21 protein-coding genes and 1 other RNA gene are annotated in these 25673 nt (G+C 31.5%); 3 read left to right on the forward strand and 19 right to left on the reverse strand.

All coding sequences use genetic code 4. From position 1 onward, the window contains the following. Window positions 1–128: 128 nt before the first annotated feature. The 8 genes from rpoC to ACSH40_RS01635 all read right to left on the reverse strand — a co-directional run bounded on the left by rpoC (window position 129) and on the right by ACSH40_RS01635 (window position 13720). Window positions 129–4490: a DNA-directed RNA polymerase subunit beta' gene (gene rpoC, locus ACSH40_RS01600; RefSeq protein ID WP_438341260.1), complete on the reverse strand. Its 4362-nt coding sequence runs from the start codon at window positions 4488–4490 to the stop codon at window positions 129–131. A 2-nt stretch (window positions 4491–4492) separates the two neighbouring features. Next, window positions 4493–8080 carry a DNA-directed RNA polymerase subunit beta gene (rpoB, locus tag ACSH40_RS01605; RefSeq protein WP_438341261.1) on the reverse strand — a complete coding sequence of 1196 codons (3588 nt, stop codon included), beginning with the start codon at window positions 8078–8080 and terminating at the stop codon, window positions 4493–4495. A 176-nt stretch (window positions 8081–8256) separates the two neighbouring features. Beyond that, window positions 8257–8628 (reverse strand): 50S ribosomal protein L7/L12, encoded by a 372-nt coding sequence (gene rplL, locus ACSH40_RS01610; RefSeq protein ID WP_438341262.1) that lies wholly within the window; start codon window positions 8626–8628, stop codon window positions 8257–8259. A gap of 14 nt (window positions 8629–8642) precedes the next feature. Next, complete coding sequence (gene rplJ / locus ACSH40_RS01615) at window positions 8643–9140, reverse strand: 50S ribosomal protein L10 (RefSeq protein ID WP_438341263.1); 498 nt, start codon at window positions 9138–9140, stop codon at window positions 8643–8645. A 140-nt stretch (window positions 9141–9280) separates the two neighbouring features. Continuing rightward, complete coding sequence (locus ACSH40_RS01620; protein WP_438341264.1) at window positions 9281–10852, reverse strand: alpha-amylase family glycosyl hydrolase; 1572 nt, start codon at window positions 10850–10852, stop codon at window positions 9281–9283. Between the two features lie 2 nt (window positions 10853–10854). Then, entirely contained in the window at window positions 10855–11802 is a 948-nt protein-coding gene (holA, locus tag ACSH40_RS01625; protein ID WP_438341265.1) for a DNA polymerase III subunit delta, read from the reverse strand. A gap of 119 nt (window positions 11803–11921) precedes the next feature. Further along, window positions 11922–12857 carry a ComEC/Rec2 family competence protein gene (locus ACSH40_RS01630; RefSeq protein WP_438341266.1) on the reverse strand — a complete coding sequence of 312 codons (936 nt, stop codon included), beginning with the start codon at window positions 12855–12857 and terminating at the stop codon, window positions 11922–11924. Between the two features lie 344 nt (window positions 12858–13201). Then, window positions 13202–13720 (reverse strand): MAG0490 family ComEA-like DNA-binding protein, encoded by a 519-nt coding sequence (locus ACSH40_RS01635; protein WP_438341267.1) that lies wholly within the window; start codon window positions 13718–13720, stop codon window positions 13202–13204. Between the two features lie 81 nt (window positions 13721–13801). On the opposite strand from ACSH40_RS01635, the gene rnpB reads away from it, so the two are divergent. The 3 genes from rnpB (at window position 13802) to pgsA (ending at window position 15460) form a co-directional block, all read left to right on the forward strand. Next, window positions 13802–14110: RNase P RNA component class B (gene rnpB / locus ACSH40_RS01640), an RNA gene on the forward strand. Between the two features lie 173 nt (window positions 14111–14283). Continuing rightward, window positions 14284–14898: an MHJ_0274 family protein gene (locus ACSH40_RS01645; protein WP_438341268.1), complete on the forward strand. Its 615-nt coding sequence runs from the start codon at window positions 14284–14286 to the stop codon at window positions 14896–14898. Continuing rightward, window positions 14882–15460 carry a CDP-diacylglycerol--glycerol-3-phosphate 3-phosphatidyltransferase gene (pgsA, locus tag ACSH40_RS01650; RefSeq protein WP_438341269.1) on the forward strand — a complete coding sequence of 193 codons (579 nt, stop codon included), beginning with the start codon at window positions 14882–14884 and terminating at the stop codon, window positions 15458–15460. The genes ACSH40_RS01645 and pgsA overlap by 17 nt, the downstream gene beginning before the upstream one ends. A gap of 34 nt (window positions 15461–15494) precedes the next feature. On the opposite strand, the gene hpt is transcribed toward pgsA, so the two are convergent. From hpt to ACSH40_RS01705, 11 genes are all read right to left on the reverse strand, one after another. Further along, window positions 15495–16037 (reverse strand): hypoxanthine phosphoribosyltransferase, encoded by a 543-nt coding sequence (gene hpt / locus ACSH40_RS01655; RefSeq protein WP_438341270.1) that lies wholly within the window; start codon window positions 16035–16037, stop codon window positions 15495–15497. Beyond that, window positions 16037–16696 (reverse strand): deoxynucleoside kinase, encoded by a 660-nt coding sequence (locus ACSH40_RS01660; RefSeq protein WP_438341271.1) that lies wholly within the window; start codon window positions 16694–16696, stop codon window positions 16037–16039. The genes hpt and ACSH40_RS01660 overlap by 1 nt, the downstream gene beginning before the upstream one ends. Window positions 16697–16830: 134 nt before the next feature. Next, entirely contained in the window at window positions 16831–17301 is a 471-nt protein-coding gene (gene greA, locus ACSH40_RS01665; protein WP_438341272.1) for a transcription elongation factor GreA, read from the reverse strand. Window positions 17302–17311: 10 nt separating this feature from the next. Next, window positions 17312–17998: a BC85_0335 family putative methyltransferase gene (locus ACSH40_RS01670; RefSeq protein WP_438341273.1), complete on the reverse strand. Its 687-nt coding sequence runs from the start codon at window positions 17996–17998 to the stop codon at window positions 17312–17314. Next, window positions 17991–18251, reverse strand: a complete 261-nt coding sequence (locus ACSH40_RS01675; protein WP_438341274.1) for a hypothetical protein — start codon at window positions 18249–18251, stop codon at window positions 17991–17993. Before ACSH40_RS01675 ends, ACSH40_RS01670 begins: the two co-directional genes overlap by 8 nt. A 1-nt stretch (window position 18252) precedes the next feature. Next, on the reverse strand, window positions 18253–18681 hold the full coding sequence (gene ruvX / locus ACSH40_RS01680; RefSeq protein WP_438341275.1) for a Holliday junction resolvase RuvX: 429 nt from the start codon (window positions 18679–18681) through the stop codon (window positions 18253–18255). Then, the gene (gene alaS, locus ACSH40_RS01685) at window positions 18674–21346 is read right to left on the reverse strand and encodes an alanine--tRNA ligase (protein ID WP_438341276.1); all 2673 of its coding nucleotides are present in this window, start codon (window positions 21344–21346) and stop codon (window positions 18674–18676) included. The genes ruvX and alaS overlap by 8 nt, the downstream gene beginning before the upstream one ends. A 2-nt stretch (window positions 21347–21348) precedes the next feature. Next, complete coding sequence (gene mnmA, locus ACSH40_RS01690; protein WP_438341277.1) at window positions 21349–22467, reverse strand: tRNA 2-thiouridine(34) synthase MnmA; 1119 nt, start codon at window positions 22465–22467, stop codon at window positions 21349–21351. A 29-nt stretch (window positions 22468–22496) separates the two neighbouring features. Further along, the gene (locus tag ACSH40_RS01695) at window positions 22497–23201 is read right to left on the reverse strand and encodes a hypothetical protein (RefSeq protein WP_438341278.1); all 705 of its coding nucleotides are present in this window, start codon (window positions 23199–23201) and stop codon (window positions 22497–22499) included. Between the two features lie 130 nt (window positions 23202–23331). After that, entirely contained in the window at window positions 23332–24480 is a 1149-nt protein-coding gene (gene ftsZ, locus ACSH40_RS01700) for a cell division protein FtsZ (RefSeq protein WP_438341279.1), read from the reverse strand. A gap of 17 nt (window positions 24481–24497) precedes the next feature. Continuing rightward, window positions 24498–25670, reverse strand: a complete 1173-nt coding sequence (locus ACSH40_RS01705; protein WP_438341280.1) for a hypothetical protein — start codon at window positions 25668–25670, stop codon at window positions 24498–24500. Between the last annotated feature and the right edge of the window lie 3 nt (window positions 25671–25673).

Here is a 25673-nt window from a genome sequence, read left to right on the forward strand (position 1 = left end):
AAAATCCAAAAAAATGCTTATTTTGAGTACTTTTTCAGTCTTAGACAAGTTTAAAATGTTTTGCTTTTAGTGCTTTGGTGTTTGGGGCAAAAAAGATAAAAAAACAGCCCAAAAATTGGGCTATTTAATTATTCTTCATCGATTTCATAGCTATCTTCATCAGTACTTGAATCATCGAAATATTCGTAAATATTTTCAATTTCTCTTTCTTGGTGAATTTGAGTTAATTCTTCTTCTAAATCTTTATTTACTGTTTGTAAATCTAAATTCATTTCGTCATCGTTTTTGAAATAGCTAGCAAATGAACGAATGTTGTATTTTGAATTTTCTTCTACTGGTAAGAAGTTTGTTCCAGCAGGAATTTTCTTACCAACAATGATGTTTTCTTTTAGTCCTTCTAATGGATCTACTTGGTTAGAAATTGCTGCATGAACTAAAATCTTTGTAGTTTCTTGGTATGAAGCAGCTGCTAAGAATGAATCACTTAGTAAAGGAGTTTGTTTTGCTCCTTTAATGATGATATTTCCATATGGAGGACGTTTGTTTTGTGATAATAATTTTCCACTTTCACTTTGGTAGTCAAAAATGTCAACAATTGCTCCAGCAAAGAATTTAGAATCTCCTGGATCAGTAATTACAACTTTAGACATCATTTGACGAACAATGATTTCGATATATTTATCACTAATTGCAATTCCTTGTGAACGATAAATTCTTTGAATTTCTTTTAGCAAGTAATTCTGTACGGCATGAGCATCGGCAATTTGTAGTAAGTCTTTAAGAATAATTGGACCTTCTGAGATTTTTTGCCCGATACGAACATTGTCACCAACTTCAACACGTAGTTTTTTCTTAGTTTCAACGTGTTGAGTAAGAATTTGTGATTCTTTGTTACTGTTAGTGTATTCAATTTTAACTAGATAGTGTCCTTCTTTTCCTTCTTGAGTTTCAATTCCAACTACTTGTCCTTCAATAGGAGAAATAACAGCCGGAGTTCCTCAAGGTTGTTCATAAGCATCGATTAATTCAGTTAGACGGGTAAATCCACCAGTAATATCTTCAACCCCAGCAACCCCTCCAGAGTGGAAGGTACGCATGGTTAGCTGAGTTCCTGGTTCCCCGATACTTTGAGCAGCAATAATTCCAACTGCTTCTCCGATGTTTACAAGACGGTTTGTTGCTAAGTCTTTTCCAAAACAGTGTTTACATACACCATTACGTGTATTACATCCAAAAATTGAACGAATTTCAATTTCTTTAATTTCAGCTTTACGTAATTTAGCTACATCAGCAGGAGTAATAAGTTGGTTTTTAGCAATTAATAATTTGTTGTTATTATCATAAACATCTTGGTTAGAGAAACGACCTTCAATACGGTCTAACATTGACACGATTGTTTGCTTTGTTTTTGTGTCAGTAATGTCTCTAATTAAGAATCCGTAATCTGATCCACAGTCTTCTTCTTTAACAACAATGTTTTGTGCAACGTCAACTAAACGACGGGTTAGATATCCAGATTTTGAGGTGTTAAGAGCAGTATCGGTTAGTCCTTTACGAGCCCCGTGAGTTGATGAATAGAATTCGTATGCTGTTAGTCCTTCAAGGAATGAAGATTTAACAGGAACTTCAACAGTTGAACGAACTACCCGGTCGTTTTTAGCATCGGCTTTTAGGGTTTTGGTGTTGTTTGCCATTAGTCCCCGCATACCTGCTAATTGAACGTAGTTATTAATTGTTCCCCGAGCCCCTGAGTCAATCATCATAATAACTGGGTTATAAGTATTTTGTTTAATAACTTCACTTAGTTGACTTTGAATTTTATCCTTAACTTCAGTTCATTTACGGATAGTTAAGTTATAACGGTCGTCATCAGTTAATTCTCCAGAGTTATAGAATTCTTTTAGTTCGTTGATATATTTATCCCCTTCATCAATGAAATCCGATTTTTTGTCAGTTCCGATGATGTCACTAATAGCAATACTAATACCACTCTTTGTTGAGTACTCAAATCCTAGAGCTTTAATTTTGTCTAGAATTGAAGCTACTTTGTTTGTGTAATCAAATCAAACACCATCTAAAATACGAGCTTTTTCAGCACTTGATAAATAGCTGTAGTAGTTACCGTTTGCGTCTGTTTTTGCTTTATTAAAGCAGTGTTCAAAGTGTTTTTCTGTTAGTTGTGCTAATTCATTAGCGTGTAAAGCATTAATGTTTTTACCATTGTAATCTAGCAATTGAATGTATTCTGATAAGGTTTGTTTGTAATTTTCAGGAGTTAATTTATCAATCACTGTTGCAATATCTTTAATTGAAACAACTGAAACATAACGATCGAATACTAAACGAACAATTTTGGCAATGTTTTTCTTGGTAAATGCTTTTTGAATTCCTAACTCATATTTAATGTAACTTTCAATATCTTGACCACTTCTTAGAACAAAACGTCTTGAGTTTTGTTTGATTTCTTCATTTGTTGTTCCAAAATCAGCGTGGTGAATGAATGGGAATGAGCGTGGGAATACTGAGTTAAAGATGAATTTTCCAACTGAAGAAATGATGTATTTGTCTTCAGGATTGTAAATTGATTCAGATTTATCTTTAATTGCTTCGATTGGCATAGCAACACGAGCATGTAAGTCTACTCTTTTAGCTTCATAAGCACGCATCATGTGTTCAAAGTCACGGAAAATTCTTCCTTCTCCTTTAGATCCTGGCTTTTCTAAAGTTAAGTAGTAAAGACCTAAAATCATATCTTGTGAAGGGTTGATGATAGGTTCTCCATCTTTAGGACCTAGAATGTTTTTATTAGCAAGCATTAGTTCACGAGCTTCTAGTAATGCTTCATCACTAACTGGAACATGGACAGCCATTTGGTCCCCGTCGAAGTCAGCATTGAAGGCAGTACATACTAGTGGGTGTAATCTAATAGCTTTCCCCCGAACTAAAACTGGCTCAAATGCTTGAATACTTAGACGGTGAAGGGTTGGTGCCCGGTTAAGAAGCACTAATCTTCCTTTAATTACTTCAGCAACATGTGGTCAGATTACTGGGTTTTGATCTTCAATCATTTTTTTGGCTTGTTTAATGGTTGAAGCGATTTCTTTTTCAATTAAAACGTTAATAATTCATGGTTCAAATAGTTTCGCAGCCATTTCACGTGGGATACCACATTGGTGCATTTTTAGATTCGGACCAACAACAATAACACTACGACCCGAGTAGTCAACACGTTTTCCCAACAAGTTTTGTCTAAAACGTCCTTTTTTACCAGTTAGCGCATCACTAATTGACTTAAATGGACGGTTATCTTTTGAAAGGACTGGGCTCGGGCTACGGCGAGCATTGTCAATTAAAGCATCAACTGCTTCTTGAATCATCCGTAATTCGTTTTGGATAATCAAGTTAGGTGCTTCTTTTTCAATTCATTGTTTTAAACGGTTATTTCTGATGATAATACGACGATATAGTTCGTTAACGTCACTAGTTGAGTGACGTCCTCCATCTAATTGAATCAATGGACGCAAGTCAACAGGGATAACTGGTAGATTGTAAATCAACATTGAGGTTGGTGATTGACCACTTTCAATGAATGAATTAATTACTTGTAAACGTTTGTAAAGTTTTTCACGATTAGTTTTTTGAGTTGAAGAAATTACTCCATTTGTGTATTCTTCGTGATTGATTTCTCTAATTGCTGCTTCAACTTCACTTTGTTCTTGTTCTAGATTAATGTTTTTTAGTAAATACTCAATAGCTTTTGAACCGGTAGTGATTTTAGCATTTGAGTACTCTTGAATAATGTCATTGAATTCATAGAAGTCAATCCCATAGTCTTGACCGATTTTTGATTCCCCTTTTTCAATCAAGTTTTCGATTGCTTCTTCAATATCTAAACGTTCTTCACTACCTTCTTCAAAACGATATGCTAATTCTTGTAAAGCATCACGGTAGATAGGTCCAGCGTTATTAACTTCAATGATTTTGTTTTTTGGTAGGCTTTTCAGTCCGTCTGATTCTAAAACAATGTGTGATTTGTAGTAAATTAAGTTTTCATAATCCGCACGACGAACATATTCACTAGTATTTTCAACTCTTAAACCTAACAATTTTGCCAAAATTGAGTGGTCAACTTTGTAGTATCAAAAGTGAACAACAGGAGCGGATAGTTCAATGTGACCCATGTGGTTACGACGAGCCATTTTTTGCAAGATGACTGGTTTTTCTAGTTTACACAAGTCAGTTTTTGAACAGTTTTGTCCTTCATTAATTTTTTTGTATTTGTGACCACAGATTGGACAACGGAAGTCAATCATTGGTCCGAAAATTAATTCATCAAATAATCCGTGGCGTTCTGGTTTGTAACTTTTATAGTTAATAGTTTCAGGTTTTGTTACTTCACCATTACTTCAGTTTCGAACATCTTCACTAGTTGCAAGTGCAAGTGAAATATGTGAAATTGAGTCATGATTACCTTTGTAATTTTTTGCCATAATTAGTATTCTCCTTGCGCTTCTAGTGGTAATTGTTCACCAACATGTTTATTTTTTTCTTGCTCACTAACTTCTAATTTAATTCCTAATCCTCTTAGTTCATAACTTAGAACGCTGAATGATTCTGGAGTACCTGGTTGTGGTAGTTTTGAACCTGTAGCAAGAGCATTGTAAAGTTGGTTACGTCCAATAATGTTATCTGATTTGTATGTCAATAATTCTTGCAATACGTTTGTTGCTCCATACGATTCGATAGCTCAAGTTTCCATTTCTCCGAAACGTTGTCCCCCATTTTGACTCTTTCCTCCAAGAGGTTGTTGAGTAATTAATGAGTAAGGACCAACACTACGAGCATGCATCTTGTCATCAACCATGTGGTATAGCTTCAAGTAGTACATGATTCCAACTGAAATAGGGTTATCAAATGGTTCTCCGGTTTGTCCGCTGTAGACAGTCATCTTTCCACTTGGATCAATTCCTGCTTCTTGCTGGATTTTCTTGATTTCTTGGTAACTAATTCCATCAAAAATTGGTGAAACAATTTTAGTATTCAATTTTCTTGCAGCCAGTCCTAAGTGCAATTCAAGAACTTGTCCAATGTTCATCCGTGAAGGAACCCCTTGTGGGTTAAGAAGAATATCAAGTGGTGTTCCGTCTTCTAGATATGGCATATCTTCTTCTGGTAAAACGATTGAAACAACCCCTTTATTTCCGTGCCGTCCGGCCATTTTGTCCCCGACTTTGATTTTACGTTTTTGTGCAATTGAGACCTTAACGATTTTTTCGATTCCATCTTCTAGCGAATCACCATTTTCGCGACTTAGAACATCAACAGCAACAACTGTTCCTGCGTGTCCGTGTTTAACTTTTAGTGATGTATCTTTGTGAGTTGATGTTTTTTGCCCAAAGATAGCAGCCATTAGTTTTTCTTCAGGACTTGGGTTTTCTTCAGCTTTTGGTGAAACACGTCCTACAAGAATGTCTCCAGCACTAACTTCTGATCCAACTCTAACAATTCCTTCTTCAGTCAAGAAACGTTTTGAACGGTTAGAAACGTTAGGGATTTCACTGGTTAGAATGTCGTCTCCAGCTTTTGAACGACGGAATTGAATGGTTTGTTCTTCAATATGAATTGATGTATAAACGTCATCTTTAACTAATCTTTCGTTAAGAATAACAGCATCTTCATAGTTGTATCCAAATCAGGTACTGAATCCAACAAGTACGTTTTTACCTAGAGCTAATTCCCCATTTTCCATACTTGGTCCATCAGTTAGTAAATCACCTTTAGCAATTTCTTGTCCAACTTTAACGATTGGTCTTTGGTGAATAACTGTTCCTTGGTTTGAACGCTCAAAAGTACGTAATCAGTATTTGATTGCTTGTTTTTGTCCGTTTGGTTTGATGTCAATTCTTGAAGCATCAACGAAAGTTACAACTCCATCGTGGTTTGAACGAATGTTAGCAGCTGAGTATTTAGCAATATCTGCTTCAACTCCAGTTGCAACTAATGGCGCTTCAGGTTTAATTAATGGAACTGCTTGACGTTGCATGTTTGATCCCATTAGTGCCCGGTTAGCATCGTCATTTTCCAAGAATGGAATAGCTGAAGCAGCGATTGATGTCATTTGACGTGAACTAACTCCTAGGTAGTTAACATCTTTAGCATCAACTTCAATATAGTCATTGTTTTTACGAACAACAACTTTAGGATCTAAAATTTTTCCATTTTCATCGATATTAATTGATGATTGGGCAAATGAGTAATTTACTTCTTCAATTGCTGATAAGTAACGAACATCGTTAAAATCAACAACTCCGTTATTTACTTTAAAGTATGGAGTTTGAATGAATCCGTGTTTATCAATGTTGGCATATGAAGCCATATTTAAGATAAGTCCGATGTTTGGTCCTTCAGGTGTTTCAATCGGACAAATACGTCCATAGTGAGTTGAGTGAACGTCACGAACATCGAATTGTGCTGTATCACGGTTAAGTCCTCTAGGTCCCAAACTGGTTACCCGACGTTTATTCGAAATTTCTCCTAGTGGGTTAACTTGATCCATGAATTGTGAAAGTTTTGATGAGTTGAAGAATGTCTTCATTTGGTTGTAAATAGGCTTGTTGTTTGTTACATTTTTAGCAGTAATTTTTTCAATGTCTTTTCCAGAAATCTTTTCACGTGAAACTTTTTCAAGTCTTAGTAATCCAATTCTGAATTGGTTTTGTAATAATTCTCCAATTGTAACAATTCTCTTATTTACAAGCGAGTCATTATCATCACTAGTTCCTACTCCTTCTAATAAATTAAAGTAGTATGAAACAGCAGCAATAATGTCAGGAATGATTAAGTGTTTATCTTCTGAACTTTGATCATTTCCGATAACTAAAACAGGTTCACTATTTAATTCCATTGCTTTTTCAGTAGGTCAAATACGAACCATTGAAACATTTAGTTTGTTTGCTAATGATTTTGTTGGGGTACTTAATTGATTTGCATAGATTGTTTCACTAATATCTGGTAATCTTGTTAAATCAATGTTTCCATTTTTAAAATCATCATTAATTTTGGTTGCTAGATCAGGAGTAATGAATGTTCCCTTTTTATAAACTACACTTACTACTCCGTCTTCATCAGTTTTGATTAAATCTTGAGCTAAATATGAGTTTACGATACGATCGATAACACTTAGTTTACGGTTAATAGTAAAACGTCCAGTGATTGCTAGATCATAACGTTTTTCGTTGAATAGTACATTTGGTAATAGATTTCTAACACTATCATCAGTCATTCTATCCCCACGACGGATGATACGGTAAATTTGTTCCTGTGAAAGTCTTATAGCTTCTTCACGGTCATCCTCTTTTACCTTGTCTTTTCTTAAAGTTTCAGCTAAAACATCATTTGTACCAAACAAATTAGTAATTGATGCTTCAGTTAATCCTAATGCTTTTAAAAATGTAGTTAAGTAAATTCCTTTGTTTTTGTCAATCTTAATTTTTACTGAGTCAACACTAACTCCAGTAACTTTGTGGCTAATTTCTAATCATGAACCAACGTGTGGGAAGATTTCAAGTTTGTTGAACAGGTCGTTAGCTTGTTTGTTCCGAACTCCTACTCCGAAATATGCTCCGGTTGAACGAATTAATTGGCTAACAATAACTTTTTCACTTCCGTTGATAATGAATGTTCCACCATCAGTCATAATTGGAATTTCTCCAAAAACAACTTCATAGTCTTCAGTCTCACCAGTTGTTGTGTTAGTTTGACGAAGAGTTGCTTTTAATTTTCCAACGTATGAAGAACCTTTTTGCTTAGCGGTTTTTATTGATTCGAATTCTGATTTACTTGGTTTTTCAAAAACACGTGAGTTTTTCTTATATTCAATTCTTACTTTGTTAGGAACTTCGATAGGGTAAACTGAGTTTAGTTCTTCTTCAATTCCTTGGTCAATGAATTGTTCAAAAGAATCACGTTGCATTTTTAAAAAGTCTGGGGTTTTAAAAACTTTAGGAGATTTTGAATAATCACGCCGAGTGGTAATCGGCCCGAATTTTCTTTCAATAAATTTTTGGTGGTTTTGTTCCATATTTAACTCCTCAGAAATAATGCTTGGCTTAAGCCAAATTTTTTGTTTAAAAAATGTTTTTTGTATACAAAATTTATTCAGTTTTGAGTGGTTTTGGTGTTTTTAGGCGAAAAATAAAAGTGCCTTAATAAAACAACAAAAATGGCATAGAGCCATTTAATGTTTATAGAAAATTATTAATCGATTGAAACTTCTGCACCAGCAGCAACAAGTTTAGCTTTGATTTCTTCAGCTTCATCTTTTTTAACGTTTTCTTTAACAACTGCAGGAGCTGATTCAACTAATTTTTTAGCTTCCATTAGTCCTAATCCTGTTGCTTCTTTAACAGCTTTAATAACGTTAACTTTTTGGTCTCCAGCTGATTTTAGAGTAACATTGAATTCTGTTTTTTCTTCTGTTGCACCAGCTGCTGGAGCGGCTGCTGCTACTGCAACTGCTGAAGGGTCAATTCCGAATTCTTCTTTTAGTCCTTCAACTAGTTCCATAACTTCTTTAATGTTCATTTCTTTTAATGCAGAGATAAATTCTTCTTTTGTTAATTTTGCCATAGTTTTTACCTATCCTATCCTTGTAATTTGTTTTCTTTTACTAACATATCTAGACCAATTGAAAGATTTCTCAATGGTGCAAGTAGTGAGTTTCCAAGTAACATAAGTGCTTCTTCGTAGCTTGGTAGAGAAGCAACTACTTGAACTTCTTGGGCATCAATTACCCGGTTTTCATAAATTCCAGCCACAACTTCTAGTTGAGAGAATTCTTTAGCAAACTTAGCGATAACTTTAGCTGCTGACATATCATCGTTATTTGAAAATGCATAAATGTTAGCACCTGTTAAGTAGTCGTTAAGAGCTTCGTGACCTAAAGCAGGAGTAGCTTGTTTTACTAAACGGTTTTTGTAAACTTTTAAAGTTACACCTAGAGCTTTAGCTTCTTTTCTCAATGTTTGTAATTGTTCAACGTTTAATCCTTGGTAACGTGCAACAACTAGAGCATGAGAATTTTTTAAAGCATTAGTAATTTCGTCAACTACCAAAACTTTAGCATTTCTTAAGTCGCTCATTTTGTCTCCTTTTAAGATTTGGATACAATACATCAAAACTTCTATACTCGATAACAAATTAAGCTTTCGCAGTTATTGTCTTCATATATTGCTTTTCAATTTTATCACATTTTAATTAATAATTAACATAAGTTTTTAGCTTATTTTTCAGCATTAAATTTCTCAATGTCATCGTCTTTTTTAACTAGGATTAAACTTTCGAAAGCATCTAGTTGCTCTGGTATTGTGGTGTAGGTTTTATCTGAGTAGCTAGAAGCAAAAATTTGTCATTTTTTACCTACCTTGTAGTGACGAGGTTTTTTGCTTAAATTAACAACAAATATCATTTTTTGATTTTGGTGTTTACGGATAACTTTTAAAATTTTGCGATTTAGTGAGATTCTAAAATGAGTTGAACCATACTTCATTAAATCACCTCAATCATCATCATTAACAAGACTTAGTAAGAAGCGATAGAAATTAAGCGGTGAATTTTTATTGTTTGCTTCTGAAGTAAAGTTAATTTCCTTAAAGTTTTCTGGTTTTGTAAAACTAATTTCTCTTTGTTGTGAAAATCCAGCATTAAGTTGATTAGATCAGCTCATTACCCCATTAGTACTAATTGGGTGTTGATAGGATATTGATTTTAAAAACTTTTCGTTACTAATATTTTTTGATTCAAGATTACGTTTAATTTCATTAAAATTAGCAATTTTGTACTGTGAATTATCAGAAATCTTTGCTTTTAACATTCCAAGTTCATCACCATAATAAGTTGATGTTGAGTTAGCACTAGAGAACAACAACAAGGCCAGTGACTTAGCAGACTCAAATTTGTAAGCATTTTCATCACCCCAACGTGAATTAATTCTTCCTGTTTTATCTGATGCAAGTGAAATAATAAATTGATGCAATTTTGAGTATTTTTTGATTTCTTTAAATAATTTTGCTGGCCGGAAAGTTCGCATCAGGTAGTTTTTATAATTTTTGTCTCTTCCAATTAAAGCAAAGTAATTTAGAAACACATAATCGCAAATAGTAGCATCAGCTGAAAGAAGTTTTTTTATGAATTTATGAGATACATTGTCGGCTGATAAGACTAATTTAATCTCACCATCATAACGTTTTGTCATGATGTAAATTTCTTTCAATTTTTGAATCAATTCAGAAGAAAAAGTGTCGCTTTTTTGTACTTGTAAAACTTCAGCATTTTCAATAAAAATATACTTAAATCCTAAACGTCCATAGAATTTCAGGATTGTTTCATAATAGCTTAAGATGTTCGAGTTTAGATCAATTTTGTTTTCACGAACATGTTCGAAAGATACATAACGTTCTAAACTTGATAATTCTTTTTGTTCTTTAAGTGTTTTGTTGTTGTCATAAAATTGATTAGCACGTTTAAAGTTCGTGTAAGTTTGTTGAATTTTTTTAATGTCTATTGTGACAGCTGAAGCAATATTTTTCTCTGCTAATAATTTCACCATTCTTCGCAAGTCATAAAGAGATCCATAGCGATTATGGATTTCATTGATGTTGTCTAATTCCTGGTAGTAGTCAAGGATATTGTTGAACAAAATGACATTAAAATTCATTTTTTCAAAATATTCAATTTTTCTTTCTACTCCTTGATAATCTCCAAAACCAGAATTATTTGTGTCTAAAAATTTGTCAACTTTTAGCTCATAGAAATTTAATTTTGGGTATTTTTTATTCAAAAAATCATTATTCATTTTTACTCCATTAAAACAGTTATAAACTTGCTTAAACAAACTTCTTCAGATAAAAAACCTTCTTTTAAATCTAAATCAAGTTGGCTTACTTGTGACATTCAGCTTTGAATTTGTTCGATTTTATGAAAATTTAAAAAGTTATTGATTAATTTGAAACGAAAGGCATGTAATTTCAGAATCATTATAATTTCTGAATCTGACAGCTTATTTTGCCTTAAAACGTGGATTTTTATTGCTTGTTCTAAGATATTTACTACTCAAGTGTTAAGTAATGCAAAAGGAGTCCCCATAAGCATTTGCTCTTCAAATTTTTCGTATAGTTTTTCATTGCTTACACATTTTAGAAAGGCATCACCAAATGCAAATTCAGGATTTTCAGAAAACATTATTTCATCATTTTCCATTGTTTTAAGAGTTATTGGTTGTTCTTTGTTAACTAAGTATTTATCTAAATCTTGGCAAATTAAGAATAAATTCGAACCATAACGAGCAACGATATCGTTTATTGCATCAGGAGTAATAGAACCCTTGTTATCTTCGACATATTTCTTGATAAAAGCATTCATTTCATATGCTTTTAGTTTATTAACTTTTTTGACATTTGCTTTTTTTGTTAGATATTTGAATATTTTTGATTGACTAATTTTAGCTTCTTGTTCACTATATAAAGAAATCAAAACTTCAACTGTTGGCGATAAATTATCAAGAACCTCAATAAATTTGTCGATGTCTTTTTTTTGATTTTTTAAGTCTTTAAATAGCACTAAATTTTCAATAATTACCAATCTTTTTTCATCGAAAATATCAACTGAAGAAAGTGCATCAAAAATATCTTCCAAATCAGAAGATTCATCAAACTTACGACGGTCAAAAACATCCTTGTTTGCCTTTATAAACTTTTTAATATAAAATTCGACGAAAAATTTTTCGTCACCATAAACAAAATTCATAATTCTAATTATACCCATTAACTTTTTTGCTGAAAAGTGATATTGTAAAAAGTCGACTTTTTCTTATAGAAAGAAAGGTTATCCAGTCGAAAAAATGCACAGATTTTCACCAATATTGATTAAGTGTATTTAAGAGTTGTGAATTCTCATTTTGATTTTACTTTTTGTTGCTTTTGAAAATAAAATCAAGGTAGGCAAAATAAGTAGAAATATAGAAACGATGTTGTACCAAAACTAAGGATAGGAATAGTGGAAGGTAATGATGTTAAGAAATTCAAAATTCAATTCAAAGAATTAAAGATCAAATAATTAGTATATGGTGACCAAAAGAAAAGAAGTGAATTCAGATAAATGAATGGAATTATTGCGCTAAAGAGCAATTGATAAAATAAAGCCAAAACATTTATTCGTTTCATTATTGATGAAAATAAAACGAGACTGAGAATATAAGCAAGTAGATTAATTTGAATAAACTTCAATCGTGTGTCTTTTGTTGCGACATTCAAACACATAAAAGTTAAGCTATAACTAGCTATTGCACCAATGTTGTAAAAAAGAGTAGGCATGTAAACAAAATTAATAAAGAGCGTTAAATAAAAAGCTAAAACTTTATTTGATTTGTTTGGTTTTTTGCAATCCAAAAGATAAAGAATTACAAAGTAAACAAAGCACCTTAAACCACTGATTGAAAAATTCAGTAAACACAACAATAAAAACAAAATTACAAATGTTGAAAAGTAACAAATGTGGTTATTGATTTTTAACTTTTTAAACATTGTCATTAAACCAAATCCTACTAGTCCAAAATGAAATCCGCTAACCACAAAAATATGACTAATATTCAACTTATAAATGTGCTGAACCACAATGTCATTTTTATCTTTAATACCAAGTAATAAAAGCTTAAGAAACGTTTGGGAAACAACATCGTTTCTTTCAATGTTGTGAATTAAAAAATTGTAAATTTTATTATTATTAAAGACTGAAAAAGTACTGGTTTTAAGTACAAAATCAATTTTTAGTTGGTCTAGAAAAGATTGAGTGTTTTCATTCAAATTTTTTTCAATACAACCTTGTATAAAATAATAGTTTTGAGGCTTAATATAATTTACGTTTTGAACTAAAAAAGTTTTGTTTAAAAACTGGAAAACAAGACCTCTTCTGAATATTATTTTTGGCCTGACAATAACACTAAAGTGCTGGGCATTTTGTCACGCGAGATTAGAAATTAATAGTGCTAACAATAACAAACAAGATAATATCAAAATGGATTTTCAAAAACCTAAACTTGCTATTTTTGATGCTATTAAAAGAATAATAATTGGAAGTAAATAAAAGTTGTAATTTTGAAAAAAATAATAACCTAAAATCACAGTCAAGAGACTTACTCAACCATGCTTTACAAAATTAAATGCTCGCGCAATTTGGCAATAGTAATTTCACCAATTTGATCAAGTTTGGCAATATCTTCTCATTGATAATAAGTGTTTTCTTTGAAATAATTGAAAAGACTCTTAGCTTGTTTAGGTGCAATGTTAAGGATTTTAAACTTCTCGATTGTATTAAAAAAACTCACAGGCAATTTAAAGTCCGGCTTAAAAGGGATTTCAACATTCATTTTGTCTTTTAGATGCATACTTAGATCAATTTTTGATCAATCAGCTTGCTTCATTATTCCGACTTTTTTCAAAACGGTTCTCAAAGTTGCATCTTTTTCGAAGTAGTATGTTCCAGGTAATTCTATTGCGCCACTGACAGTGATTTGAAAAAATTCGTTGTAATGCTTGTCATTGTTCCTTTTCTTAGATTTTAGAGTTGACTGGTTTTTCAAATGATTAATACTCAATAAGGAAGCAACCAAAACACTGCCTAGGGCAATGAAAATTAGAACGTTTTTAATCTTTTTAAACTTTTTCATCTACTTATTTAAGTAAATTTTGCTGCGAGTTTTTAAATCGAGTAGATATTCTTTTTTTCAAAAATTAATTTATAATTCTTAATGGCTCGTCGATTGCTGCATTTGTAAAAAATGTAGAGGAAAATCCCGGCTAGCACTTTCTGCGATGAAAGTAGTGTTTGTGCTGAATCTAATAAATTCAGGCAGCATTTGATGCTGACGACTAGTGACACAGAAACTAAGTCTGCCCGTTAGGGTAAGAGTGCAAAGGTTAAACTCCGCAAGCTAGAAACCTAAATTATGGTAAGGGAGCTTGGTTAAGGGAATTGAACCAAAACCGAGAAGAATATCAATATTCTTAGATAAATAATCGACATCAATTTACATTGATACAAAACCGGGTTTAAGAGCAGGCACCTTCGGGTGCTTTTATTTTATCTACTCACTTTAATTTTACTATATCGATTTTGTTGAGTCAAGGGATGAGAAAAATGTGGGAATCAAGCTAGCTTAGGCTAAAAAAGACTAAGATTGCTTATGTTATAATTTTAGAAGTTATTAATTCATTAATAAAAGGAACTAACATGCAGAACAATCAATTACTAATCAATTTTGCTGAAGCAACAAACACTCAGCAACGACCAACTAGCGCAATGTCATGAGTGACTTATGCAATTTTGGGTGGTATTCTAGTTATTTTGGTAGGTTACATTATTTTCAAAATTATTAAGCACTTTGTTGATAAAAAACGGGAAGTAAGAAAACGTATCAAAAGAATCGAAGTAAACAAAGAAGTTTATCGTGAATATGTTGTAACTATCAATGAAATTATTGATTACTCACTTGAAGAATTAGACAAATTCCAAGTTAGTGTTGGACAAAGAAAAATGTCTGAACTAAAAAATGGAGCTGCTAAACTTTTACAAGTTTTATATGAAAGAGAAGACTTTAAAGATTTTAAAGAAAGTGAAAAATATCAATATTTTGTAAAAGCTTTGGTTACTCTAAATAACACTTCATTGAATACTTGACACAAAAAATGTCAGGAAGAAATGAACTATTTTAAACAATTGCAGACTGAACTGATTGATGATGATGTGCTGAAAACATATCGTCAAAATGCTAAACAAAGTATTAGAGAAAAATTTTATGACGATGAAGATTTAGAACTTGAAGAGGCAAATGATGGAAAACAATAATATAAAAACAAAAATTCCTAATTTTTTAACCCTTTGTCGTTTGTTTTTAATAGTTCCTTTCATAGTTTTAATGATTGTTCTTAGATACGCTAACGCCATGCATTCAACGAAATGAATACCAATTTACTTCACCAACGTTGCTATCTTTATTTTCTGTATGATCACAGATTTTCTAGATGGTTTTTTAGCAAGAAAATGAAAAGTTGTATCAACGTTCGGAAAGATTTTTGATCCTATAGCCGATAAAGCAATAACAGTGTGTATGCTTCTATTTTTAGCATCAGCAGGGCTTACATATATTCCTTTAGTACTTGTTATTATTGTTCGTGACATTTTTGTAGACGGCGCAAGAATTTGAGCTATTAGTAAAAATAAAGAAGTATCTGCTTCAGTTTGAGGCAAAGTTAAAACTATTGTTATTTCTTTAGCATTGATTGTATTATCATTTGCAATATTTGCACCAACAGGCTTAAATATTTTATTATTCAATATTCCGTTAATAATAGGAGCAATTATTGCCCTAATTAGTGGAGTTATCTACTTAAACAAATACTTAAAATAATCAAAAAGCTCCTTGCATTAAACAAGTGAGCTTTTTATTTTATTAATTCTTTTTTGAGAGTTCCAATATATGGAAGGTTACGCATTTTTTCTTGATAGTCAAAACCAAATCCAACAACAAATTCATTGCCTATTTCAAAACCACTTTTATCGACTTTAAATTCACTTTCACGACCAATTGGTTTATCAAGTAAGCTTAAAACTTTTAAACTCTTAGGATTACGTTGTTTTAGCATAGCAACTACTTTTGAAATTGTACGTCCTGTGTCAACAATATCTTCAACAATCAAAACGTCTTTGTTTTCAATATCAAAAGCCAAGTCTAAAACTACTTTTACACTACCTGAACTCTTAGTTGAACCATGATATGAAGAAATTGTCATAAAATCGAGAATAAAATCAACACTAATAGTTTTGATTAACTGAGCAACAAAAGGTATTGCACCCTTTAAAATTGACACAATAATCAAGTCTTTGGAATCTTGATACTGACTATTTACTCAATCACTCAATTCAGTAATTCGCGTTTCAAGTTGACTTTGAGTAAAAAGAACTTTTTCAATGCGTTTATCAATCATTATTTTTTAAAATCCTTGGCGTAATTGTCAATAATTTCGATTGCTTTTTGCATGACTTGTTCTTCAGTCATATTATTTGTATCAATAACAACATGTTTTAGATTGTATTTTTTACATAATTCCAAAAATGTTGAGTAGTAATTAGCATGCAAGTGTTTGAAATAGTCATAGTTTGCTTCTCAGTTATCAACTTCACTTGCCCGACCTCTTTGAAAAATTCTTTTTTGGAATGTATCAAAGTTGATGTCTAAATAAATTGCTATATCAGGTAGTTCATCTTCAGTAATTAAGTGTTCGAATAAAGCATCATATGCTTTTAGATATCTTTCACCTTTTTGTTGCAAAATGATTTTTGCAAAAATGTAATGTTCTAGACTAAAACGGTCTAAGAAAATGTGATCTTTTTGCATATTAGGATTACTTGCTAAATAATCCTTCATCATTTGATTGAATTTTGTTGAGTGACTTTCAACTATGTAAGATTGAAAACCAATCGTTAAATCTGGTTTTTTCTCGTATAGTCATTTTAAAAATGTGTTGAATACTTCATCATTCTCGTCAAATTCGTGTAGTAATTTGGCGTTTTCATAGTGTTTTTGTAGTTTGTCCGATAGTGATGATTTTCCACTTGAAATCATTCCACTGATACCAATAATCATAATGTGTCCTCCCGTTTTTTATGTTTCTATTTTAGAGTAAAAATTGGGACTTTGAAATAAAAAAATGAATAATTTTTGACTACCACTTTTTGTCAAAATTTTGACAAAAAAATCACCGAAGTGATTTGTTTTTTTTATTCGATATTAATGATTTTTACGATGTATTTTTCGGGCGCGTCAACTTCAGTTTCTTCGTTAACTTTTTTACCTAAAACTGCTTTTGCTAGTGGGCTTTGGTTTGAAATTTTCTTTGCAAAAGGATCAGCATCAAGAGAACCTACAATGGTTAAAACTTTTCTTTCACCATTTTTTTTGTTTTCGATTGTTACTGTAGAACCAATTGAAACAGTGGTTTTTTTGTTTTTTGTGTCAATTAAAACGTGATTTTCTATAATGTGTTGAATTTCGTTAATTCTTGATTCAATTTGGGCTTGTTTATCACGGGCTGCATCATATTCAGCATTTTCTGAAAGGTCACCTTGTCCACGTGCTTCTTTAATTTCGTCAATAACTTGTGGACGAACTACATTACGTAAATAATCTAATTCAGCAACATATTCGTCTAAACGTTCTTTTGATAAGTAAATAATATCTTTTTCTTCCATTTTATCCTCTTTATTTTTTTAAAGTAGTTTTGCTTTTGTCATCTTTTACTATCAACAATAGTGAAACAGAACGATAACCAACTTTTTCAAAGCGGTAGTGGCGTTGTTCTAAAAGTTCACAAATATGCTTAACTTGTCTCTTGGTATAAGAATTATAAATTAAAACTGTCATACCACTTTGTTTTGCATAATTTAATTTTAGCAATTGTTTTTCATAATCATCATCAAGACTACTCAACAAGAGTAATAAATCATAGTCTTTTTGCAATGAGTCCACTTTGTTTACTGTATTTTGTGAGTCAATATCAACAAAACCTTCAGATTTTGGTTTAAGCATATCAACATTCAAGCCAGGATTGTTACGTAACAATATTTGTGCTACAAAATCATCCACATTATCTTCAAGATAAACGTCTTTAAATTGATTAATAAAGGTTGTGTTAACTAAGAACGCACTCAATAGATCATTAGCTTTTCAATTTTCAGTTTTTTGTTGTAAAGCAATCAAATGTTTTTCGAAATCTGGACTGAAGGTAGCAGCTTCAGCAAATGCTTCCTCACGCATTTTGGTTTCGTATTTTTTTCTAAGTTTTATTACTGAACGATGCAAAATGAAGTAAGCAACAGCGGCAATTACAATAACAACAAAAACACTAATTAAAAGTGGAGTTTTTCAAGAAGCTCATTCTTTATTCATAAATTTCGTTTTCTTCTAAAAATTGGTTTAAAACTTCTTCCATGATGGCAAATTCATCATCTGGTAAAGCTACCAATTTTCCTTCTGAACGTTTAAACACTATTGCTTCGTTTTTTTCATCATCAGTAACAACAAATAGATATTCGTCTCCATTTTCACTATATTCAAATAAAACTATAGCATCCTGACTTTGATTATCATCACTCATGATAGTAATTTTTCTTTCTGGGTCACTTAAATAAATTTTGGCCATATTAATTTTTAAAATAGTAGGTCAGATAATCTTCTAAAATTAACTGAGCTGCTAATTTATCTTTAACTCCTTTGCGTTTTTTTCTTGAATAACCGGCATTGATTAAGATTGATTCAGCTCCGATTGTTGATGAGTGCTCGTTTACTAAAATAACTTTTTGACTGAAATTTTGTTCTAGTAATGTTTTAAATTCTTCAACCATAATACTTCGTTCTGATTTAGAATTGTCTTTTCTTAATGGATAACCCAATACAAAAACATCAATATCGTTTTTATATTGCTCTAAATACAATTGCACGCGTTTTATAACTGCTTGAAAATTATTTTCTTCAAAGCGAAAATTTTCCAAACCACTAGCAATGATGCAATCCGAATCAGTAATTGCAAAACCACAAGTTTTTGTTCCTAAATCGAAAGCTAATTTACGCATTGTTAATAATTGATAAAAACATTTCTTCTAGTTGTGTGCTATCTTTTTCGGTTTCAAAACTTCCTTGCGCTGCTATTGCATTTCCACCACCTTTACCATTATTTTTGTCAAGAATGGTTTTAAGGATTAAATTTGAAGGTTTTTGTTTAGATGCAACAGTTACAAATACTTTACCTTCATTTAGACTGTAGGCAATAATTAGTGCTTCCTGGTATTTTTCTCTTAATTCGATAGCTGTCTTTTTAACTAGGCTTGCTTCATCTGCTTGCAAGATTAGATATTGAGTTCCATTTGAAGAAACTTTAAGTTCAACACCACTCAAGTCAAGACTCGCATTTTGCTTTTGTTTGTGTAGTTCTTTGAAGTCATTTCTTAGTTTATCTTCTTCGTTTTCCAATTGTTCTAAGTAAGCATGTAATTGATCGTTTGTGTAACTAGTTGTATCAAAAAGACTCAACTCATATTGATAATTTGCATCAAGTTCAATGTTTTTTGCTTTTAATGCATTTAGTAATTCAATTTGTTCTTGAATTTTTTGTTCATAGTATTCTTTAACTAATTTAGTTGATGTTATAACTCTTAAACGATAAATTCCAGTTCCTTTTGAGTCAACAGAAATAATTTTAAAATCTTCTAAAAATCCAGTGCTTGGAGCATGTGTTCCACCACATAAATCTTTAGTAATTCCATCAAAAACAACTACACGAACATGGCTTTGGTCATGATAATCACTTTCTTCAATAGTCATGTATGCACCGAATGCTTCTGCTTCTTTGACTGACATAATCTTATATTCACGTTTAACATCACGAGCAATGTATGCTTTCATTTTAGCTTCGATACTTTGAATTTGCTCTTTAGTTGGTTTTTTATCAGCAGGGAAATCGAATGTGAAGTATTCAGGCATAATGCTTGAACCTAGTTGTTCGATCTTTTCATCATTAAATGTTTCTCTTAAAGCATGGAACATAATGTGTGTTGCTGAGTGCCCACGCATGTATCCTTGTCTTTTTTCTACATCGACAAAACAGTCGACAGGCAAGTCTTTTTGAATTTTTCCTTTAACTTTGTGAACATGGTTTCAGTGTTTATCTTTGAAAACGTCCAAAATTTCAATTTCTTCACCATCTTGAACTATTTTTCCTCAGTCGTGGAATTGTCCTCCACTGGTTGCGTAGAATGGAGTTTTATCTAAAATTACATAACTTACATCTTCACTGTTATTGGTTTGCTCGATTTCTTCAAATTCATTTAGTAAGTAAAGAATTTTAGCTTTGTTATGTTGAGTTTCGCTATATCCTGTGAATTCAGATTCTAATTTTGTTATTAAATCTAATGAAGCAATAACTTTTTGCATCCCGCTTGCTACTTGTGAACGAGATTTTTCCCGGTGCATTTCTAGGTATTTATTGAATTCTCTAATATCAATTTTTAAACCTTTTTCAGCCAAAATTTCGCTAGTTAATTCAATTGGGAATCCATAAGTATCAAACATTTTGAAAGCAATTTCGGTTGAAATATTTCCTTCTTTTTCTATTTCTTTTTCAAGTAATTTTTCACCTTGATTAATAGTTTTTGAAAATAACATTTCTTCGTCGTAAATTACTTTCGAAACCGTTTCAACATCAATGTCGTAAATTAATGAATCTTTAACAGCTTGGACTAATTTGTATAAAAAGGCGCTACCTTCAATTTTTAGCTTCAATCCTGAACGATATGAGCGACGAATTAGACGACGAATAATGTAACCTCTTCCAACATTCGAAGGTTTCACTCCGTCGTTAATAGCATTAACACTTGCCCGCATATGATCTGCAATAATCTTAAATTGACTGTTAATGATTGCTTGTTGTTTTTCTTTTGTGAAGTAATTATTTATATCGTAACGGTAAGGTGTGTATTTTTCAATTTCATGAATAATTGTTTGGAATAAATCAGTATCAAAATTAGTTGGCACATCTTGAATAATGGCACATAAACGTTCGAATCCTGCTCCAGTATCAATGTTTTTATGTTTTAATTCGGTGTAATTATTTTCTCCATCATTATTAAATTGACTGAAAACGACGTTTCAAATTTCAATAAATCTATCATTTTCAATGTCATCTTTAATTAATTCCACACCACGACTGTCATATTTAGGACCTCTATCGTAATAAATCTCAGTACAAGGACCGCAAGGACCTTGACCGATATCTCAAAAGTTAGTTTCTTTTGTCCCTTTTATCATGTGGTTTGGATCCACACCCAGTTCCACTCAACGACGGTAAGTATCCATATCTTCTTCGTAAAAAGTAATATAAATGCGTTCTTTTTCAAATTTCAGAACATCAAATACAAATTCATATGCAAAAGCTATCGCTTCATTTTTAAAATAATCACCGATACTAAAATTACCTAACATTTCAAAAAATGTGTGGTGACGAGTTGTGATTCCAACGTTTTCAATATCATTAGTACGAATAGATTTTTGCGCATTAGTTAGTCTTGGGAATGGGGGAATTTTTTTACCGCTAAAATAATCTTTTAAAGTTGCTACTCCACTATTAATTCATAAAAGTGAAGGATCATTAACTGGAATAAGGCTTTTTGATTCAACTACCATGTGGTTTTTTGAAGCGAAAAAGTCTAATCACATTTGTCTTATTTGTTTGCTTGTTAACATAATTAGTCCTCATATAAAAATGTTTTTAATTTGTCTTGATAATAAATCTTATCAATTATTGCACCACCAACAACTTTTTGACCGTCGTAAATAACAACTTGCTGTCCTGGTGTTACTGCTTCAGTGGCATCGTAAATTACTTCAATTTGATTGTTTGCTAAAACTTTAATTCGACATTTAATGTCTTCTTGACGATACCTAAATTTAGCTGTTAAATTATCACTATTTCACTCGTGAGCAATTTGATTAAAATCATTTGCAATCATTTTGTCGCTTAGTAAGTATTCTTTATTATCTTCATTGGCAACATAAATTTCTTTTTTAGCAATATTGTGTCCTACTACAAAGTAAGGCTTTTCAAAACCACCAAGGTTCAGTCCTTTTCTTTGTCCGATTGTGTAGTACATTGCCCCTTTGTGTTTACCGACAATTTTCTTTGTTTCGATATCAATAATATTTCCAGGTTGGGCAGGAATATAATTTTCTAAAAAGTCACTGAATCTTCTTTCACCAATAAAACAAATTCCGGTTGAATCTTTTTTATCAGCAGTGATTAAATCTAGATCGTGAGCAATTTGGCGAATTTCACTTTTTAGATAATCTGCCAGTGGGAATAATGACTTAGCAATTTGTGAATTAGAAAGTTGGGCTAAAAAGTAAGTTTGATCTTTGGAATTATCCTTGGCTCTAAACAATTGATCACCTACACTTTTGGCATAATGACCCATTGCAATATAGTCAGATTTTAGTGTCTGGAAAGCATATTCAGCAAAAGCATTAAATTTAATGTATTTGTTACAGAAAATGTCTGGATTAGGTGTTCTTCCTGCTTCATATTCACGAATTAAGTAAGAAAAAACATTGTCTCAATACTCTTTAACAAAATCTACTCTATGTAGTGGAATATCAAGTTTTTTAGCCACAGCAAGAGCATCCTGATAGTCTTGTTCTTGGGGACAAATATCTTGTGAAATATCATCATTTCCTAAAAAATCATTGTTCAACATACTGTCCCAATTACGCATAAAAAGACCAACAACTTCGTGGCCTTGTTTTTTTAATAAATATGCTGCAACACTAGAATCTACTCCACCACTCATTCCTACTACAATTTTTGCCATCTAATTCCTTTCTAAATAAAATATTTATTTTATTTTTTCAAAGTTAATGCTAATATTATACAACACACGACTGCCACTACTAGCACTATTAATAAAATGAATCAAAATGCTTTGTGACCTTCAATCTCGCCAATAACTCTTTCAGCGGAGCGCTCATTAGTTCTGAGTAAAAGTTTTAGTAGTTTCTTGTCTTTTTGTTCCAATTCTTGCACCACCTCTCTTTGTCAGGCACGAAATTCTTGTTTATCTTTTTCTCAATATTTTTGTGCTTTCTCATCTCAATTGGTTGCTTTTCTTCTTAGATGATGTTTCTCATGTGCAACAATTGAGAGTTGATTCAATCCATATATCTGGGTTTTCAGTAATTTTATGTAGTGGTGTTCGCTTCGATTTAATTGTTCAAAAATTGCAACACCGTGAGACTCAAGAATGAAATACTTAGTTCTTTTAATCAATCAGTCAGGATCTTTGTGTGATCTACTGTAGTATTCAAAACACTTGGTATACATGTTAGTTTTTCCTGATTCTTTCATGCTTTTTCAATTCTTTGAGGCTTTTAAAAATTCTCTTCTATGAGAAGCAAAACGTGATTTAAAATTTTCACCAGTTTGACCAACATAAAGTAAGTTTTGAATTCTTATTAAATAAATTCCTTTTAGCGAACCATGTCGATATTCATCATAGGGTTCTAGAGTAACTTGTTTTAGTCATTCATCAATAAATTTCTTTGTCATCGCTTAAATTATACTTAATTGCTAGTAAGACTGAAAAAGTACTCAAAATAAGATATAAATTGAAAAACAAGAACCTTGTTAGGTTCTTGTTAAAATGATTATCTTTTGCATTTGTAGCTTCGAAACATCACTATTCACCAAAGACATCTGATAGCTCATTTTCAAAACTGTGTTCATCTTCGATTTTGTTAAATTCATTTAGCATTGAATGCGAGTCTTTACTTAAAATAATTTCTCTTGTTTTATCTGATTCGAACTGAATATTTGAACTCTTAATTCTTTCATTAATTTCTTCTGAAATTTCATGACTTGATTGTTTTTTATTTTCGACACCGGCAGCAATAATTGTAACAATAATTGAATCATCAGTTTCTTTATCACTTTGTGATTGTGAATTGTAACCGAAAATCATATTAACATCACTTCCAATGATTTCTTTCATTGTTTCGTTTACGTTGTTAACGTCGTTTAAAGTACCTTTTTTACCGATTGAAATTTGAACTATACATTCTGTTGCACCTAGTATACTTGATTCTAAAATTGGACTTTTTAGAGCAGCTGCAACAGCTTTTTGCGCTTTATCTGTTCCAGTTGCCTGTCCGATTCCAACCACAAATTCTCCTGGGTTAGAACGAATTAGGGTGTTTAAATCTTCAAAGTCTAGGTTGATGTATGAAGGTAAAACTGTAATATCAATAATTGAGCGAATTAATTGTTTTAAAACTCTGTTTGAATATTTTCAAGATTCATCAATAGGAATATTTCCATATTCTTCTAACAATTTTTCGTTCGAAACAACAACATAACCATCAACATTTTTTCTCAGTTCTTCTAAACCTTTGTCAGCTGTTTGTCTTCTTTTGGTTCCTTCAAAACCGAAAGGAGTTGTAACAACTGCTAAAGTTAGAGCTCCTGATTCTTTAGCTAATTTTGCTATTTCAGGTGAAGCACCAGTTCCGGTTCCTCCACCCATTCCTGCAGCAATAATTACTAATTCAGCATTTTTAATTCTTTCACGAATTTCTTCTTTACTATCAATGGCAGCTTGGCGACCAACTTCGGGATTGGCACCAGCACCTCTACCACTTGCGTGCCCGATTTGCAAGCAGATAGATTGATCGGCAATATCTTTTAAAGCTTGTTTATCAGTGTTAACAGCAATATATTCAACCCCTTCAATTTTAACCACATCGATTAAACTTTTAATTGAATTATTACCTGCTCCACCAACTCCAATAACTTTAATTTTGGCAATTGCTGAAAGTTCTTTTTGATCCATAATGCTCCTTATATTTATTAATTAAATAACATGCGAATACGATTGAAAATACTAGTTTTAATTTTAACATCTCTAATAACGTTTGTATCAATAATAAAGGTGTTAGTAATATCTTGTTCGTAATCGTTAAAGCATAAGTAATTGATTATTGCTGAATTGTTTAGTTTTAGATTTTTGTCTACAAAGCTTTGTTTGTTTAAAGAAAATGTAAAGTCTTCGGAAATTGTTTTAAAAAACTGCATCATGTTTTCTAAATTGATTAAATTGGATTTGTTAATAACCACATTAACACCAATTAAGTCATTTTCTTGACTAAAAGCTTTGATTTCTTGATAAATTGTTTCTCAAAAATTATTAATTAATGAATATAGTTGATACGTTTTTAAATTATTTCTATAAGTTAAACTTTGGTATGCATCTTTTACCATTTTTGGATAACTTACTAAAATATTTTGTGCTTCTTGAAAATTTAAGTTGTGTTTTTTAGCAATTTGTTTTACTAAATTTGCTAGACCAAAATTAATTGCTTTGTAATTGATTAAATTATCTTTTTGAATAAGGCTTAATTCTAAATGTTCTTTTCCTAGAGTAACGCTAATTTGTTTTAGAGAACTATAAACGTTGCTTGCTAAATAAATGGCATTAACTTCGTTTTGCGACAAGAATTTTTCGACTTTTAAATTCAACTTTTTAACTAAAGCTTGCATCATTTCAAAAGCCTCGCTATCAATAAAACTTAAACGAGATTCTAGCATTAATTGGTTTACATTTTTATTGATTAACTGTTTTAAATTTTTATATTCTTGGAAGTTGTTGTCAACATTAGCAGCTACTTTTAAGTCTCTTTTTGAAATTAGATAATCATTTCCTAAATTGTTAGCAAAATGATTTTCGATTTCTTTTAGACAAAGAGCATCAAATTTTTGGCCGTGATAATTTGCTTGGTAATTTATAACTTGAGTTTTTAGACTTTCTGGCTTATCAAAAACACAAATAACATTGTTAATTGTTTTTTTAACATTAACAATTCTTTGAATTTCTTCAAATGCATTTTTAACTTGCGCTAAAGCCTGTTTGAATTCAATATCTTTTTGGAAAAGTGTATAAAAGTTATTGTTAATGCACTCTAAGGCACTAACTTCAAAGTTTTTGCTTTTCAGTTTTAAAAAAACCAAAACTTTTCTTTCCATAAC

It is taken from the genome of Mycoplasma sp. 3341 (assembly GCF_051549855.1).
In the GTDB taxonomy this organism is placed as follows: domain Bacteria; phylum Bacillota_I; class Bacilli_A; order Mycoplasmatales; family Metamycoplasmataceae; genus Metamycoplasma.